Consider the following 17,103-nt stretch of genomic DNA (forward strand, 5'->3'; position numbering starts at 1 on the left):
GTCAAAATGACTATGCATAAAATTGTCAATATGACATTATGCATTGTCGAAATGACTATTTGAGGTTGCCATGGGCTTTTCTGTTGACGTACTGGCGGGCATCGCCATTGAACTCCAGCGCGGCGTCGGCCATCAGGACCGCTTCCAGCGGCTGATTACCACGCTGCGTCAGGTGCTGGAGTGCGATGCTTCGGCGTTGCTGCGCTACGAGGCGCGGCAGTTTATTCCGCTGGCGATCGACGGCCTGGCGAAGGACGTGCTGGGCCGCCGTTTTACGCTGGAAGGGCACCCGCGGCTGGAGGCTATCGCCCGTGCGGGCGACGTGGTGCGCTTCCCCGCTGACAGCGATTTGCCGGATCCCTACGATGGCCTGATCCCCGGCCAGGAGAGCCTGAAAGTGCACGCCTGCATCGGGTTGCCGCTGTTTGCCGGGCAAAACCTGATTGGCGCATTAACCCTCGACGGCATGTCGCCGGATCAGTTCGACGTCTTCAGCGATGAAGAGCTGCGGCTGATTGCCGCGCTGGCGGCGGGGGCGCTCAGCAATGCGCTGCTGATTGAACAGCTTGAAAGCCAGAATATGCTGCCCGGCTCGGCAAGCGACTTCGAGCAGGTTAAAGAGACGCAGATGATTGGCCTGTCGCCGGGCATGATGCAGCTAAAAAAAGAGATTGAAATCGTCGCGGCCTCCGATCTCAACGTACTGATCAGCGGCGAAACCGGCACCGGTAAAGAGCTGGTGGCGAAGGCGATTCATGAAGGCTCGCCGCGCGCGGTGAGCCCGTTGGTTTACCTGAACTGCGCCGCGCTGCCGGAAAGCGTGGCCGAAAGCGAGCTGTTCGGCCACGTGAAGGGGGCGTTTACCGGGGCCATCAGTAACCGCAGCGGCAAGTTTGAGATGGCCGATAACGGCACGCTGTTTTTAGATGAAATTGGCGAACTGTCGCTGGCGCTTCAGGCCAAGCTGCTGCGCGTGCTGCAATACGGCGATATTCAGCGCGTCGGCGACGATCGCAGCCTGCGGGTCGACGTACGCGTGCTGGCAGCGACCAACCGCGACCTGCGCGAAGAGGTGCTGGCGGGCAACTTCCGCGCCGACCTGTTCCATCGTCTGAGCGTGTTCCCGCTCTCGGTGCCACCGCTGCGCGAGCGGGGTGATGACGTGGTGCTGCTGGCGGGCTATTTTTGCGAGCAGTGTCGGCTGCGATTAGGCCTGTCCCGCGTGGTGCTGAGCAGCGGCGCACGCGCGCACCTGCAAAGCTACGGCTGGCCAGGCAATGTGCGTGAGCTGGAACATGCGGTTCACCGCGCGGTGGTGCTGGCGCGGGCGACCCGCAGCAGCGGAGAAGTGGTGCTGGAAGCGCAGCATTTTGCCTTTCAGGAAGGGGCGCCAGCGGCGGCAGTAGAGGAGCGGCCAGTAGCGGCGGCGGTGCATAATTTACGCGACGCGACGGAAGATTTTCAGCGGCGGATGATTCGCCAGGCGCTGGATGCGAACCAGCACAACTGGGCGGCGAGCGCGCGAGCGCTGGAAACAGACGTCGCCAACCTGCATCGGCTGGCGAAACGTCTGGGCCTCAAGGATTAGAGAATCCCGGCCTGGTAGAAGTTTTGCAGGTTAATCGCGCCGACCAGACGGTGATTTTCATCTACCACCGGCGCGGCGCTGATTTTCAGCTTCATCAGCTTCTCTTTGGCGTCGACGGCGCGCGCTTTGTCGTGAATCGTCACGCCGCCTTTGGTCATTGCTTCGTTGACGCTGTCGGCAAGCGAGCCGCCGCTCACCAGCCAGCGGCGCAGGTCGCCGTCGGTAAACACGCCATGCACCTGCAGCACATCGTCACAAACCGCCACCATCCCCATCCCGGTGCGGCTCAGTTCCAGCATGGCGTCCATGACGCTGGCGTGCACGTTGACCTGCGGAATATCGGCCTCTTTACGCATCAGGTGATGCACGCGGTTGAGCAGACGCGCACCGAGCGCCCCGGCCGGATGCGAACGGGCAAAATCTTCCTCATTAAAGCCACGCGCCTGCATTACGGCGATGGCCAGCGCGTCGCCCATCATCAGCGTGTTGACGGTGCTGGAGGTGGGGGCCAGGTGCATCGGGCAGGCTTCGCGTTCAACGGAGATATCCAGCACCGCGTCGGCTGCCAGCGCCAGCGGCGAATTCGCTTTGCCGGTCATCGCCAGCAGCACGACCGATTTCTCCTGCAGACGAGGGATGAGGTAATCCAGCTCTTTGGCGCTGCCGGAATAAGAGATAAACAGCATCACGTCGCGGCTTTCAACCATGCCCAGGTCGCCGTGCAGCGCTTCTGCCGGGTGGACAAAGAAGGCGGGGGTGCCGGTACTGGCAAAGGTGGCGGCCAGCTTTTTGCCGATATGACCGGACTTGCCCATTCCGGATACGATCAGTTTGCCTTTGCAGTCGAGAATGGCTTTTGCGGCCTGCACAAAGGTCTCGTCAAGACGGTCGGGGAGGCGGCTGGCTTCCTGTAATTCCAGTAACAGGGCCTTACGCCCGGCGTCTAACAAAAAATCACTCATGACTTTCTCCGATAATTAGCGCGTCACACGGTCCAGTTTTGCGCGGCGATGATAAAACATTACGCCCATTGAGATCATCGATTGCATCATGATTGTTCGGAGTCGGAGATTTTTTTTCCCGCCGGACCAGAAGGCGCTTCCTTGCAGCGAGGCGGATGCTTTACCATATTTAACTCTTGCTGATATTGTTAAACGGAAGTCCCATGTTGAAGCGTCGCGTTCTGGCTTTACTCCCCCTGTGTGTCCTGCTCGCTGCCTGTAGCAGTAAGCCGAAAACGGCTGAACCGCCGGCAACCACCTCCGGCGGTTTTCTTCTTGAACCCCAGCATAATGCGTTGATCCCGACCGGTGATTTTGCCAATAACCCGGCGGCAGAACAGTTCATCGACAAGATGGTGAGCAAGCACGGATTTGACCGTCAGCAACTGCACGAAATTCTCTCCCAGGCCAAGCGTCTGGACTACGTGCTGCGCCTGATGGACAGACAGGCCCCGACCGGCCTGCCGCCAACCGGCCCGAACGGCGCGTGGCTGCGCTATCGCAAACAATTTATTACCCCGGATAACGTGCAGAACGGCGTGGCTTTCTGGAACCAGTATCAGGGGGCGCTACAGCGCGCGCAGCAGGTTTACGGCGTACCGCCGGAAATCATCGTGGGGATTATCGGTGTTGAAACCCGCTGGGGCCGCGTGATGGGGAAAACCCGCATTCTTGACGCGCTGGCAACGCTCTCCTTCAACTATCCGCGCCGCGCCGAATACTTCTCCGGCGAACTGGAAACCTTCCTGTTGATGGCGCGTGATGAAAAAGACGATCCGTTGGATCTGAAAGGCTCGTTCGCCGGCGCGATGGGCTATGGGCAGTTCATGCCATCGTCTTATCGTCAGTACGCGGTGGACTTTAACGGCGATGGTCACATCAACCTGTGGGATCCGGAAGATGCCATCGGTAGCGTGGCGAACTACTTCAAACAGCATGGCTGGGTGACGGGCGACACGGTAGCGGTGCAGGCGATGGGGCAGGCACCGGGGCTGGAAAACGGCTTCAAGACCAAGTACAGCGTGTCGCAGCTGGCGGCGGCGGGCTTAACCCCGATGCAGCCGCTGGGTAACCATCAGCAGGCCAGCCTGCTGCGCCTGGATATTGGCACCGGTTACCAGTACTGGTACGGTCTGCCGAACTTCTACACCATCACCCGTTACAACCACAGCACCCACTACGCGATGGCCGTCTGGCAACTGGGGCTGGCGGTGTCTCAGGCCCGCGGTCAGTAATTTTCCTTTCTTGCCCCTCTCCGTCCGGGGAGGGGCTTGTTACATTTTGCATCATTTCTCGCCGTTTACATCTTAGATCTCATCTCGTATTGTTATGTTATAACATAATGTGATGAGGCAAAGATGTTGACTCCTGTTTTTATGGCGTCCAGCGCGACGCGTCTGTTGTTGGCCTGCGCGCTGCTAGCCGCGCTTTGGCTGGCGGTCTGGTGGGCGGTCACGCTGCCATGATTGAACTGGACAACCTGGTCGCAGGATATGAAGGCGCGGCGATCACGCCTGCGCTGAGCGGCGTGATTCACAAAGGTAGCATGACGGCCATCGTCGGTCTGAACGGCTGCGGTAAATCCACCCTACTAAAAACATTGGCCGGATTTATTCCGCCAGTGAGCGGCGTGGTGCGCTGGTCGCCGACGCGCCCGACGATTGGCTGGCTGGCGCAGCGTCACGCGCTGGAGTCGCAGTTTCCGCTGACGGTGCTCGATGTTGTGAGTCAGGGGGCGTGGCCGCGTATTTCGCTGCTGCGCGGCCTGCGTAACGACGTGCGGCGGCGCATCCAGGCCGCACTAGCGCGTGTGGGGCTGACTGAGATGGCGAAAACGCCGATCGAAGCACTCTCCGGCGGCCAGTTTCAACGCATGTTGTTCGCCCGTGTGCTGGTTCAGCGCGCGCCGCTGGTGATGCTCGACGAACCCTTTACCGGCATTGACGAGAACACGACCCATGATCTGATGGGGGTGATTCAGGAGATGCATCAGCAGGGGCAGACCGTGCTGGCGGTGTTGCACGATAACCAGCGGGTCGCGGACTATTTCCCGGAAACGCTGCTGTTGGCGCCGCAAAATGCCTGCTGGGGGCCAACTCATGAGGTGCTGCCCGCGTTTCGCTCCGTGAGGCACGCATGATCTGGCATACCTTTTTTCAACCGTTTATTGAGTTTGGCTTTATGCGCCGCGCGCTGGTGGTGTGCCTGGCGCTGTCGCTGAGCACCACAATTCTCGGCGTATTTCTGTTGCTGCGGCGTATGAGCTTAATGGGCGACGCATTATCGCACGCCATTCTCCCCGGTGTGGCGGTGGGTTATCTGGTCAACGGCATGTCGCTGCTGGCAATGACCGTCGGCGGCTTTATCGCCGGGATTGCGGTGGCGCTGGTGGCGGGGTGGGTGAGCCGGCGCACGCCGCTGAAGGAGGATGCCAGCTTCGCCGGATTCTATCTTGGCTCGCTGGCGCTGGGCGTCACGCTGGTGTCGCTGCGTGGCTCAAACGTCGATCTGCTGCATCTGCTGTTTGGCTCCATTCTGGCCGTTGATAACGACGCGGCGCTGTTTGTGGCGGGCGTTGCCAGCCTGACGCTCATCTGCATCGCGCTGTTTTATCGCGGGCTGGTGAGTGAAGCCTTCGACAGCGCCTGGCTACAGGTCAACGCGCGCTGGCTGCCGGTTCTGCTGCACGGCCTGTTTCTGGCCTTACTGGTGCTTAACCTGGTGGCGGGTTTTCAGGTGCTCGGCACGTTGATGGCGGTGGGGGTCATGATGCTGCCCGCCGTGGCGGCACGTTGCTGGGCGAGGACCCTGCCGGGAATTTTACTGCTGGCGGCGTTGTTGGGCAGCGTCTGCGCGTGGATGGGGTTGAGCCTGTCGTGGGCCGCCAATTTACCCGCCGGTCCTTCGATCGTTTTGACCGCCAGCGGCGTCTTTTTGGTCTCGGTGTTTTTTGGCAAGCGAAGCCGGCTGACCGTCAGCTGGCAAAAACTCACAAGATAGGGGAAAACATGAAACGTATTGGGGTGATTCTGGCGCTGGCATTGGGGCTCTCGGCGCAAGGGGCGATGGCGAAAACGCTGAATGTGGTCAGCAGCTTCTCGGTGCTGGGCGATATGGTGCAGCAGGTGGGCGGTGAGCACGTGCATGTCGACACGCTGGTCGGCCCGGACGGCGACCCGCATACCTTCGAGCCGTCGCCGAAGGACAGCGCGCTGCTCAGCAAGGCGGACGTGGTGGTGGTTAACGGGCTGGGGCTGGAAGGGTGGATCGACAGGCTGATTAAAGCTTCTGGTTTCAAAGGCGAGCTGGTGGTGGCCTCTACCGGCGTGAAGACGCATACGCTGGATGAGGACGGGAAAACCGTGACCGATCCGCATGCCTGGAACAGCGCAGCCAACGGTGCGCTGTATGCGAAAAATATCATGAACGGGCTGATAAAAGCCGACCCGGAGGATAGCGCAGCGCTGAAGGCTTCGGGTGAACGCTATATCGCCCAGTTAAACGATATTCATCATTGGGCGAAAAGTCAGTTCGACGGTATTGCGCAAGCGAAGCGTAAGGTCCTGACCAGCCACGATGCTTTTGGCTACTTCTCCCGCGCTTACGGTGTAATTTTCCTGGCTCCGCAGGGGCTGTCGTCGGAAAGCGAAGCCAGCGCGGCGCAGGTGGCAGCGCTGATTAAGCAGATTAAAGCTGACGGCGTGCACACCTGGTTTATGGAAAATCAGCTCGACCCGCGTTTGGTGAAGCAGATTGCTACTGCCACCGGTTCACAGCCGGGCGGCGAACTGTACCCCGAAGCGTTGTCTGCGCCCGGCGGCGTGGCGGACAGCTACGTGAAGATGCTGCGTCATAACGTGAAGCTGATTGCGGATAGCATGCGCTGAGTCTTGCTCTTTTTGCCCCGGTTTAGCCGGGGCGATACATTTTCTGAAGCCCCCTCGTAAAATCGTCATCCCGTCCCCACATCTCTGTTGAAAGTGCTATCTTTGATGGCCTCTTTATCGGGCTTAAGCGGAGCGACAATGACAGATTCAGAATTACTGCAGCTAAGCGAGCAGGTAGGCCTGGCGCTGAAGGCGCGCGGCGCGACCATGACCACCGCAGAGTCCTGCACTGGCGGCTGGATTGCGAAAACTATCACCGACGTGGCGGGCAGCTCCGCGTGGTTTGAGCGCGGTTTTGTCACCTACAGCAATGAAGCGAAATCGCAGATGATCGGCGTACGTGAAGTGACGCTGGAGCAGCACGGCGCGGTCAGCGAACCGGTCGTGGTCGAAATGGCGATTGGCGCACTGCGCGCGGCGCGCGCCGACTTCGCGGTCTCGGTCAGCGGTATCGCCGGGCCGGACGGCGGCAGTGCGGAAAAGCCGGTCGGTACCGTCTGGTTTGGTGTCGCCAGTGCTAATGGACAAGGCGTGACCCAGCGCGAATGCTTCTCTGGCGACCGTGAATCGGTGCGTCGTCAGGCGACGGCTTACGCGCTAAAACTCCTCTGGCAACAATTTCTACAAAATACTTGATACTGTATGACCATACAGTATAATTGCCTCAACAGAACAGAATTCACTATCCGGTAACACCCGGTATGACAGGAGTAATAATGGCTATCGACGAAAACAAACAGAAAGCGTTGGCGGCAGCGCTGGGCCAGATCGAAAAGCAATTCGGTAAAGGCTCCATCATGCGTCTGGGTGAAGATCGCACCATGGATGTGGAAACCATTTCTACCGGTTCGCTGTCCCTGGATATCGCGCTGGGCGCCGGCGGCCTGCCAATGGGCCGTATTGTCGAAATCTACGGGCCAGAATCCTCCGGTAAAACGACGCTGACGCTGCAGGTAATCGCCGCGGCGCAGCGCGAAGGTAAAACCTGTGCGTTCATCGATGCGGAACACGCGCTGGATCCAGTGTATGCGCGTAAGCTGGGCGTCGATATCGACAACCTGCTGTGCTCCCAGCCGGACACCGGTGAGCAGGCGCTGGAAATCTGTGACGCGCTGGCGCGTTCCGGCGCGGTAGACGTTATCGTGGTCGACTCCGTAGCGGCGCTGACGCCGAAAGCGGAAATTGAAGGTGAAATCGGCGACTCTCACATGGGCCTGGCGGCGCGTATGATGAGTCAGGCGATGCGTAAGCTGGCGGGTAACCTGAAGCAGTCCAATACGCTGCTGATCTTCATCAACCAGATCCGTATGAAAATTGGCGTGATGTTCGGTAACCCGGAAACCACCACCGGCGGTAACGCGCTGAAATTCTACGCCTCCGTTCGTCTGGATATCCGTCGTATCGGCGCGGTGAAAGAAGGCGATAATGTCGTCGGCAGCGAAACCCGCGTGAAGGTCGTGAAAAACAAAATCGCGGCGCCGTTCAAACAGGCTGAATTCCAGATCCTCTACGGTGAAGGCATCAACTTCTTTGGCGAGCTGGTCGATCTGGGCGTGAAAGAGAAGCTGATTGAGAAAGCGGGCGCCTGGTACAGCTACAACGGCGACAAAATTGGTCAGGGTAAAGCGAACGCTATCTCCTGGCTGAAAGAGAACCCGGCGGCGGCAAAAGAAATTGAGAAGAAAGTTCGTGAACTGCTGCTAAATAACCAGGACGACAAACCTGACTTCGTTGTTGATAACAACAGCGTTGAAGAAACCAACGAAGACTTCTGATAACCTCGGAATCGACACTAAGGGCTGCTTATGCAGCCCTTTTGCATTTATCACGATGGCAGGATAACGATGACCGAAAACTCACCGCGCCGTTCCTCCTACGCTCGCCTGCTGGATCGCGCTATCCGTATTCTGGCGATGCGCGACCACAGCGAACAGGAGCTGCGGCGCAAGCTTACCGCCCCGGTGATGGGGAAAAATGGTCCGGAGCCTATCGATGCGCCGCCCGAAGATGTTGAAAAGGTGGTGGCATGGTGCTTTGAAAACCGCTATCTCGATGATAGCCGCTTCGTGCAGCAGTTTATGGCCGGGCGCAGCCGCAAAGGTTATGGGCCCGCACGCATTCGTCAGGAGCTGGGTCAGAAGGGAATTGCCCGTGAGGTGATTGAACAGGCGATGCGTGAATGCGAAATCGACTGGGCCGCGCAGGCGCGCGAACAGGCCCTGCGAAAATATGGCGAACCGCTGCCAACCGTCTTCGCTGAGAAGGTCAAAATTCAACGTTTTTTGCTTTACCGCGGCTACCTGATGGAAGATATCCAGGAAATATGGCGAAATTTTGCTGATTGACCCCACTCGGGATTTTACTTCCCACTAAAGAAAACTTATCTTATTCCCACTTTTTCCGTCCGGGCGCAGGTCGTTTTATCGCGATTAGCGTCTACGACGAATATTCCTTAAATACACAAAATCATTCAAGCCGCACCAAGGCGGCAAGTGAGTGAACCCCCTGAGCGTGCATCAGTAGGTGACTGGGGTGAACGAGCACAGCCAACGCAGAGGCGGTTTGAAGGATGAAGTGTAGCTTGATTTCAGGATAATTATGAGCAAGAGCACCGCTGAGATCCGTCAGGCGTTTCTCGACTTTTTCCATAGTAAAGGCCACCAGGTAGTTGCCAGCAGCTCCCTGGTACCGAATAACGACCCCACTCTGTTGTTTACCAACGCCGGGATGAACCAGTTCAAGGACGTGTTCCTCGGTCTCGACAAACGTAATTATTCTCGCGCGACCACCGCGCAGCGTTGCGTGCGTGCGGGCGGTAAACACAACGACCTGGAAAACGTCGGCTACACCGCGCGTCACCATACCTTCTTCGAAATGCTGGGTAACTTCAGCTTCGGCGACTACTTCAAACACGACGCTATCCAGTACGCATGGGAACTGCTGACCGGTGAAAACTGGTTCGCCCTGCCGAAAGAGCGTCTGTGGGTCACCGTGTATGAAACCGATAATGAAGCATACGAAATCTGGGAAAAAGAAGTCGGTATCCCGCGTGAGCGCATTATCCGTATCGGCGACAACAAAGGCGCGCCGTACGCATCCGATAACTTCTGGCAGATGGGTGACACCGGTCCTTGCGGCCCGTGCACCGAGATCTTCTACGATCACGGCGACCACATCTGGGGCGGGCCTCCGGGATCTCCGGAAGAAGACGGCGACCGTTACATTGAGATCTGGAACATCGTCTTCATGCAGTTCAACCGTCAGGCTGACGGCACCATGGAACCGCTGCCGAAGCCGTCCGTGGATACCGGTATGGGCCTGGAGCGTATCACCGCTGTCCTGCAGCATGTTAACTCCAACTACGAAATCGATCTGTTCCGTAAGCTGATTGACGCCGTCGCGAAAGTGACTGGCGCAACCGATCTGAGCAACAAATCGCTGCGCGTTATCGCGGACCATATTCGTTCCTGTGCTTTCCTGATCGCCGACGGCGTGATGCCGTCTAACGAAAGCCGCGGCTACGTGCTGCGTCGTATCATTCGTCGCGCAATCCGCCACGGCAATATGCTGGGCGCGAAAGACACCTTCTTCTACAAGCTGGTTGGCCCGCTGGTAGAGGTGATGGGTGCCGCAGGCGAAGAGCTGAAACGTCAGCAGGCGCAGGTTGAGCAGGTTCTGAAAACCGAAGAAGAGCAGTTTGCTCGTACCCTGGAGCGCGGTCTGGCGCTGCTCGATGAAGAGCTGGCAAAACTGACCGGCGATACGCTGGACGGCGAAACCGCTTTCCGTCTGTACGACACCTACGGCTTCCCGGTTGACCTGACGGCAGACGTTTGCCGTGAGCGCAACATCAAAGTTGACGAAGCGGGCTTCGAAGCGGCGATGGAAGAACAGCGCCGTCGCGCGCGTGAGTCCAGCGGTTTTGGCGCGGACTATAACGCAATGATCCGTGTTGACGGTGCGTCCGAATTTAAAGGCTACGACCATCTGGAACTGAACGGTAAAGTCACCGCGCTGTTTGTTGATGGTAAAGCAGTAGAGTCTATCGCTGCGGGCCAGGAGGCCGTTGTCGTTCTGGACCAGACGCCGTTCTACGCGGAGTCCGGCGGCCAGGTTGGCGATAAAGGTGAGCTGAAAGGCGCGGGCTTTAGCTTTGCGGTCAGCGATACTCAAAAATATGGTCAGGCTATCGGCCACCTCGGTAAGCTGGCAACCGGCGCGCTGAAAGTGGGTGATGGCGTGCAGGCTGATGTCGATGAAGCGCGTCGCGCTCGCATCCGTCTGAACCACTCCGCAACGCACTTGATGCACGCGGCGCTGCGCCAGGTTCTGGGCACTCACGTTGCGCAGAAAGGCTCTCTGGTTAACGATAAAGTGCTGCGTTTCGACTTCTCTCACTTCGAAGCGATGAAGCCGGAAGAGATTCGTGCTGTTGAAGATCTGGTCAACGCCCAGATTCGTCGCAACCTGCCTGTTGAAACCAACATCATGGATCTGGAAGCGGCGAAAGCGAAGGGTGCGATGGCGCTGTTTGGTGAGAAATATGACGACCACGTGCGCGTACTGAGCATGGGCGACTTCTCAACCGAGCTGTGCGGTGGTACTCACGCTTCCCGTACGGGTGATATTGGTCTGTTCCGCATTGTGTCCGAATCGGGTACTGCGGCAGGTGTACGTCGTATTGAAGCCGTAACCGGTGAAGGTGCCATTGCCTCTGTGCATGCGGAAAGCGATCGCTTAAGCGACATCGCCCAACTGCTGAAAGGCGATAGCCACAACCTGACGGAGAAGGTTCGTACCGTTATCGAGCGTACCCGCCAGTTGGAAAAAGAGCTTCAGCAGCTGAAAGAGCAGGCGGCAGCACAGGAAAGCGCGAATCTTTCCAACAAAGCTGAGACGATTAACGGCGTTAACCTGCTGGTGAGCGAGCTCGCTGGCGTTGAGCCGAAAATGCTGCGTACCATGGTCGACGATCTGAAGAACCAGTTGGGTTCTGCGATTATCGTGCTGGCGACGGTAGCGGAAGGTAAGGTTTCTCTGATTGCCGGTGTGTCTAAGGATGTAACAGACCGTGTGAAAGCAGGGGAGCTGATTGGTATGGTCGCTCAGCAGGTGGGCGGCAAAGGGGGCGGTCGTCCGGATATGGCGCAAGCTGGCGGTACCGACGCGTCTGCACTCCCTGCTGCACTGGCCAGCGTGAAAGGCTGGGTAAGCGCTAAACTGTAATAACAATAAACGCACGCAGACGCCTTAACGTTATCTGTTACGGCGTCTTGCATATGCGGTACTGATAACGATAAAGTCAGGTTGAAGTCATGTAGATCGGCTAGACTTACATTTAACAGAATGTGATGCCGTGACTGCTTACACGTGAAGGTGTTTGTCATCGCTGACCTTTTGGCGTTATATGATGGAAAATGCCGGGATACAGAGAGACCCGACTCTTTTAATCTTTCAAGGAGCAAAGAATGCTGATTCTGACTCGTCGAGTTGGTGAGACCCTCATGATTGGAGATGAGGTCACTGTGACAGTTTTAGGGGTGAAGGGTAACCAGGTGCGCATCGGCGTAAATGCCCCGAAAGAAGTCTCTGTTCACCGTGAAGAGATCTACCAGCGTATCCAGGCTGAAAAATCCCAGCAGTCCAATTACTAAGTTCTCGCGTCTCACCCAGTGGGTGAGACGCAAATCCCACCCCTTGTCTCGTTTTATCCTCTGTATTAACCATTTTTTCTTCTGCTTATCTCTTTGATGTCATTTTCCCTGGTTACCGTTTTGCGGCCTTCATCGCGTTTTATCTGTTGATAAAACATCCGTTCTGCTTTTTTTAACACCTGATTGTCTGTGAAATGTGCAAACGAAAAAAATCTGCGGAAAATTGTTTGACTTATAAGTCCCAGAAAGTAATATGTGCGCCACACAGCGACGATGAGCAGAAACAAGTTCTTCGAAGCACTCGCAAGAGGTGTTGTTGGTGAGGTGGCCGAGAGGCTGAAGGCGCTCCCCTGCTAAGGGAGTATGCGGTCAAAAGCTGCATCCGGGGTTCGAATCCCCGCCTCACCGCCATTTGCATCCGTAGCTCAGCTGGATAGAGTACTCGGCTACGAACCGAGCGGTCGGAGGTTCGAATCCTCCCGGATGCACCATCTTCTCTGCAATAGCGCATTAGCGTTGTTACAGAAAATGATAGCGCTTTAGCGGCGATATCAAATCTGCAGTAAAGTAAGTTTCCCGATGCATCCGTAGCTCAGCTGGATAGAGTACTCGGCTACGAACCGAGCGGTCGGAGGTTCGAATCCTCCCGGATGCACCATCTCTTACTTGATATCATTTCTCATGGTATCAATATCGGCAGTAAAGCAGGTTTCCCGATGCATCCGTAGCTCAGCTGGATAGAGTACTCGGCTACGAACCGAGCGGTCGGAGGTTCGAATCCTCCCGGATGCACCATTCTTTGTTTTGCACGATACTTAGCTTTTCCGATGCATCCGTAGCTCAGCTGGATAGAGTACTCGGCTACGAACCGAGCGGTCGGAGGTTCGAATCCTCCCGGATGCACCATCTCATCGAAGTCGCCTACCTTTTTTTATTTTCCTCGAATTAGTCTTTTTAACTAAAAAATCTTCTTCACACTTTTCCCATTGGCAACTCATTCTTTCCTCTATAATTTATCCTTGAATACACCCTTATTCTGGTGACATGACTGCAAGGAGAGAAATCCATGAAATGGTTCAAAGCAACGTCTGCGTTTTGCGCTGCGCTTCTGATGGCTATCTCGCTGTCCGGCTGTGCTGGCTCGTCAACGAAGGAGAGCACCGGTGGCTACATTGACGATACCGTCATTACCACCAAAGTGAAAACGGCGCTGTTTAGCGACAAAGATATCAAGTCCAGCGAGATTAATGTGCAGACCTTTAAAGGCCGCGTGCAACTGAGCGGCTTTGTGTCGTCGTCCGCTGATGCTAAGCGTGCCGTCGAGGTAACCCGTAAGGTGCAGGGCGTGCGCGTCGTTGAAAACGATATGCAAATAAAATAATCCGTGGCATGCGAATCATGATAAGGCGCTGAAAGGCGCCTTTGTTGTCTCTGCGGCTAACAGCGACAATCATCCCCATTTACGATAAAGTAACGTCACATTATCCGATGGGTGAGAAGACGATGTACGAACGCTACGCTGGATTGATTTTTGATATGGATGGCACCATCCTTGATACGGAACCGACGCACCGTAAGGCGTGGCGTGAGGTTTTGGGTCGCTACGGTATGCGTTTCGATGAACAGGCAATGGTGGCGCTTAACGGTTCGCCCACCTGGCGTATTGCGCAGGCGATCATTGAAAGTCATCAGGCCGATCTGGATCCCCATCTTCTGGCGCGTGAAAAAACCGATGCGGTGAAATCAATGCTGCTGGACTCGGTTACGCCGCTGCCGCTGATTGACGTCGTGAAAGAATGGCATGGCCGTCGACCGATGGCCGTCGGCACCGGCAGCGAAAGCGCGGTGGCCGAGGCGCTGCTCGCTCATCTGGGCCTGCGCCACTATTTTGCGGCCGTTGTCGCCGCCGATCACGTTAAACTGCATAAACCCGCACCGGACACCTTCTTACTGTGCGCGGAGCGTATGGGCGTGGCGGCGGAACGCTGCGTGGTGTTTGAAGACGCCGATTTTGGCCTTCAGGCAGCCGCCGCTGCGGGAATGGATGCTGTCGACGTTCGACTGCTGTGAATGAACTTCTGGCGTTGGGATCGCTGTTTGCGAGCAGCTTTCTCAGCGCAACGCTGCTGCCAGGCAACTCCGAAGCCGTGCTGATTGGCCTGCTGCTAGCGGGCGCAAGTAAGCCCTGGCTTCTGGTAGTAATAGCAACAATGGGTAATAGCCTTGGCGGGGCTACAAACGTTATTCTTGGTCGTTTTTTTCCATTACGCAAAACATCGCGTTGGCAGGAAAAAGCGGTGGGCTGGTTGCGGCGTTATGGCGCGGCCACGCTGCTGCTGAGCTGGATGCCCGTTATCGGTGATTTGCTGTGCCTGCTCGCAGGCTGGATGCGCATTTCCTGGGGACCGGTACTCTTTTTTTTATGCCTGGGTAAAGCGCTGCGCTATATCGCAGTCGCGGCGCTGACGCTGCAAGGCATGACGTGGTGGCACTAATTGGATGGCTTGTGGAAGAGTCCTCATCTCCACGATGACAATTATGCTTAATAAAATGAATTCGACAGGCGGGAGGTCAATTTGATCCCGGACGTATCACAGGCGCTGTCCTGGCTGGAAAAACACCCTCAGGCTCTTGAAGGGATCCAGCGCGGTCTTGAGCGCGAAACCCTACGCGTTAATGCAGATGGTTCTCTGGCAACAACCGGTCATCCGGAGGCGCTGGGCGCCACGCTGACCCATAAATGGATCACTACCGATTTCGCCGAAGCGCTGCTGGAGTTTATTACTCCGGTCGACGGCGACATCAACCATATGCTGACGTTTCTGCGCGATGTGCACCGTCACACAGCGCGTCAGCTCGGCGACGAGCGTATGTGGCCGCTGAGCATGCCATGCTACATCGCGCCGGGTCAGGATATTGAGCTGGCACAATACGGCACGTCGAACATTGGCCGCTTGAAAACGCTGTACCGTGAAGGGCTGAAAAACCGCTACGGCGCGCTGATGCAGACCATCTCCGGCGTTCACTACAACTTCTCTTTGCCGATGGCTTTCTGGCAGGCGAAGTGCGGTACAGAGGATAAAGAAGCGATTTCAGCTGGTTATTTCCGCCTGATTCGTAACTATTATCGCTTTGGCTGGGTGATTCCGTATCTGTTCGGCGCTTCGCCGGCGATCTGTTCTTCCTTCCTGCAGGGCAAACCGACGACGCTACCGTTTGAGAAAACCGAATGCGGCATGTACTACCTGCCGTACGCCACCTCACTGCGTCTGAGCGATCTGGGTTATACCAATAAATCGCAAAGCAATCTCGGAATTACGTTTAACGAATTGCACGAGTATGTGGCAGGATTGAAGCGCGCGATCAAAACGCCGTCGGAAGAGTATGCCCGCATTGGCCTGGAGAAAGACGGCAAGTATCTGCAGATCAACAGCAACATTCTGCAGATTGAAAACGAGCTATATGCGCCGATTCGCCCTAAACGTGTGACCCGCGACGGCGAAACGCCGTCCGATGCGCTGCTGCGTGGCGGTATTGAATATATCGAAGTGCGCTCTCTGGACATCAACCCGTTCTCGCCAATTGGCGTCGATGAGCAGCAGATTCGCTTCCTCGATCTGTTTATGGTCTGGTGCGTATTGGCCGATGCGCCGGAGATGAGCAGCGATGAGCTGCTGTGTACCCGTACCAACTGGAATCGCGTGATTCTGGAAGGGCGTAAGCCGGGGCTGACGCTGGGCATTGGCTGTGAAACCGCGCAGTTCCCGCTGACTAAAGTGGGCAAAGATCTGTTCCACGATCTGAAACGTGTGGCGCAGACGATGGATAGCATGAATGGCGATACCGCCTACCAGACGGTTTGCGATGAACTGGTGGCCAGCTTCGATAATCCGGAGTTAACCTTCTCCGCACGCATTCTGCGTTCTATGCTTGATCAGGGGATTGGCGGAACCGGCAAGGCCCTGGCGGAACAGTATCGGACAATGCTGCGTGAAGAGCCGCTGGAGATTCTCAGCGAAGAGGATTTTGCGAAGGAGCGGGATGCTTCAAGAGCGCGTCAGCGTCAGATTGAAGAGGCGGATAACGAATCGTTTGAAGCGCTGCTGGCGAGACACGCCTGATACAAAAGAAAAAGGCCACATCACTGTGGCCAAAATATACATCTCTGAATCAGGGATGATGATAACAAATGCGCGTCTTTCATATAGTAAGACTGGCATGGGAACAAAGAGTTCAGTTTATTTTTAAAAAAATCACATTATCCTGAAGCAGAACGTGGTGGACTGCATAAAACATAGTTTATTCAATAAGTTAAATGTTTTTATCTTAATGAAAAAAATGCAGCGCCCGGGAGCAAGAAGGTGATATCGGAGGTTACGAAATGCCGTTGTTAGATAGCTTCACAGTCGATCATACCCGTATGGAAGCCCCAGCCGTTCGCGTGGCGAAGAAAATGAACACCCCGCACGGCGACGCGATCACGGTTTTTGACCTGCGTTTTTGCGTACCGAACAAAGAAGTGATGCCGGAAAGAGGGATCCACACTCTTGAGCACCTGTTTGCGGGCTTCATGCGCGATCATCTGAACGGTAATGGCGTTGAGATTATCGACATTTCCCCGATGGGCTGCCGTACCGGCTTCTACATGAGCCTGATTGGTACACCGGACGAGCAGCGCGTAGCGGATGCCTGGAAAGCGGCGATGGCCGACGTGCTGAAAGTGCAGGATCAAAACCAGATCCCGGAACTGAACGTATACCAGTGCGGTACCTACGAGATGCATTCTCTGAGTGAAGCGCAGGAGATTGCGCGCCATATTATTGAACGTGATGTGCGCATCAACAGCAATGATGAACTGGCGCTGCCGAAAGAGAAACTGCAGGAACTGCACATCTAGTTGATACGTGGATGTGGTGATAATAAAACCCTGGGGCTAGCCTCGGGGTTTTTTATTTCTCGGGTTGTAATTATTT

16 protein-coding genes and 5 tRNA genes are annotated in these 17,103 nt (G+C 56.2%); 20 read left to right on the forward strand and 1 reads right to left on the reverse strand.

What is annotated here, in order from left to right; translation table 11 throughout:
• Positions 1-70: 70 nt before the first annotated feature.
• Complete coding sequence (norR, locus tag NNN71_RS18105) at positions 71-1,588, forward strand: nitric oxide reductase transcriptional regulator NorR (protein ID WP_271459056.1); 1,518 nt, start codon at positions 71-73, stop codon at positions 1,586-1,588.
• On the opposite strand, the gene gutQ is transcribed toward norR, so the two are convergent.
• Entirely contained in the window at positions 1,585-2,550 is a 966-nt protein-coding gene (gutQ, locus tag NNN71_RS18110) for an arabinose-5-phosphate isomerase GutQ (protein ID WP_163446265.1), read from the reverse strand. The genes norR and gutQ overlap by 4 nt on opposite strands.
• Positions 2,551-2,753: 203 nt before the next feature.
• Here gutQ and mltB point away from each other — a divergent pair, with 203 nt between their 5' ends.
• The 19 genes from mltB to luxS all read left to right on the forward strand — a co-directional run bounded on the left by mltB (position 2,754) and on the right by luxS (position 17,027).
• Positions 2,754-3,824 (forward strand): lytic murein transglycosylase B, encoded by a 1,071-nt coding sequence (gene mltB / locus NNN71_RS18115; protein ID WP_271459057.1) that lies wholly within the window; start codon positions 2,754-2,756, stop codon positions 3,822-3,824.
• Between the two features lie 194 nt (positions 3,825-4,018).
• Entirely contained in the window at positions 4,019-4,729 is a 711-nt protein-coding gene (locus NNN71_RS18120; protein ID WP_223803219.1) for a metal ABC transporter ATP-binding protein, read from the forward strand.
• On the forward strand, positions 4,726-5,589 hold the full coding sequence (locus tag NNN71_RS18125) for a metal ABC transporter permease (protein WP_271459058.1): 864 nt from the start codon (positions 4,726-4,728) through the stop codon (positions 5,587-5,589). Before NNN71_RS18120 ends, NNN71_RS18125 begins: the two co-directional genes overlap by 4 nt.
• An 8-nt stretch (positions 5,590-5,597) precedes the next feature.
• Entirely contained in the window at positions 5,598-6,476 is an 879-nt protein-coding gene (locus NNN71_RS18130; RefSeq protein ID WP_271459059.1) for a metal ABC transporter substrate-binding protein, read from the forward strand.
• Between the two features lie 138 nt (positions 6,477-6,614).
• On the forward strand, positions 6,615-7,112 hold the full coding sequence (gene pncC / locus NNN71_RS18135) for a nicotinamide-nucleotide amidase (RefSeq protein WP_064543208.1): 498 nt from the start codon (positions 6,615-6,617) through the stop codon (positions 7,110-7,112).
• 80 nt (positions 7,113-7,192) lie between these two features.
• On the forward strand, positions 7,193-8,251 hold the full coding sequence (gene recA / locus NNN71_RS18140; protein ID WP_163446259.1) for a recombinase RecA: 1,059 nt from the start codon (positions 7,193-7,195) through the stop codon (positions 8,249-8,251).
• Between the two features lie 69 nt (positions 8,252-8,320).
• Entirely contained in the window at positions 8,321-8,821 is a 501-nt protein-coding gene (recX, locus tag NNN71_RS18145; protein WP_271459060.1) for a recombination regulator RecX, read from the forward strand.
• Between the two features lie 253 nt (positions 8,822-9,074).
• Positions 9,075-11,702: an alanine--tRNA ligase gene (gene alaS, locus NNN71_RS18150; protein ID WP_271459061.1), complete on the forward strand. Its 2,628-nt coding sequence runs from the start codon at positions 9,075-9,077 to the stop codon at positions 11,700-11,702.
• 242 nt (positions 11,703-11,944) lie between these two features.
• A complete protein-coding gene (gene csrA / locus NNN71_RS18155) occupies positions 11,945-12,130 on the forward strand; it encodes a carbon storage regulator CsrA (RefSeq protein WP_007370562.1) in 186 nt (61 codons plus the stop codon).
• A gap of 318 nt (positions 12,131-12,448) precedes the next feature.
• Positions 12,449-12,541 (forward strand) — tRNA-Ser (locus NNN71_RS18160).
• 3 nt (positions 12,542-12,544) lie between these two features.
• A tRNA-Arg gene (locus NNN71_RS18165) sits at positions 12,545-12,621 on the forward strand.
• A gap of 90 nt (positions 12,622-12,711) precedes the next feature.
• A tRNA-Arg gene (locus NNN71_RS18170) sits at positions 12,712-12,788 on the forward strand.
• A gap of 60 nt (positions 12,789-12,848) precedes the next feature.
• Positions 12,849-12,925 (forward strand) — tRNA-Arg (locus NNN71_RS18175).
• Positions 12,926-12,959: 34 nt separating this feature from the next.
• Positions 12,960-13,036: transfer RNA gene (locus NNN71_RS18180), tRNA-Arg, on the forward strand.
• Between the two features lie 160 nt (positions 13,037-13,196).
• Positions 13,197-13,511, forward strand: coding sequence for a BON domain-containing protein (locus NNN71_RS18185; protein ID WP_064543215.1), 315 nt, complete (start codon positions 13,197-13,199; stop codon positions 13,509-13,511).
• Between the two features lie 122 nt (positions 13,512-13,633).
• A complete protein-coding gene (gene yqaB, locus NNN71_RS18190; protein ID WP_163446255.1) occupies positions 13,634-14,200 on the forward strand; it encodes a fructose-1-phosphate/6-phosphogluconate phosphatase in 567 nt (188 codons plus the stop codon).
• Positions 14,197-14,625 (forward strand): YqaA family protein, encoded by a 429-nt coding sequence (locus NNN71_RS18195; RefSeq protein WP_064543219.1) that lies wholly within the window; start codon positions 14,197-14,199, stop codon positions 14,623-14,625. Before yqaB ends, NNN71_RS18195 begins: the two co-directional genes overlap by 4 nt.
• Before the next feature lie 81 nt (positions 14,626-14,706).
• Positions 14,707-16,251: a glutamate--cysteine ligase gene (gshA, locus tag NNN71_RS18200; RefSeq protein WP_163446254.1), complete on the forward strand. Its 1,545-nt coding sequence runs from the start codon at positions 14,707-14,709 to the stop codon at positions 16,249-16,251.
• A 260-nt stretch (positions 16,252-16,511) separates the two neighbouring features.
• Positions 16,512-17,027, forward strand: a complete 516-nt coding sequence (luxS, locus tag NNN71_RS18205) for an S-ribosylhomocysteine lyase (protein ID WP_064543222.1) — start codon at positions 16,512-16,514, stop codon at positions 17,025-17,027.
• The last annotated feature ends 76 nt before the right edge of the window (positions 17,028-17,103 follow it).

This window comes from Kluyvera sp. Awk 3 (assembly GCF_028069715.1).
GTDB classification, from domain to species: domain Bacteria; phylum Pseudomonadota; class Gammaproteobacteria; order Enterobacterales; family Enterobacteriaceae; genus Kluyvera; species Kluyvera georgiana_A.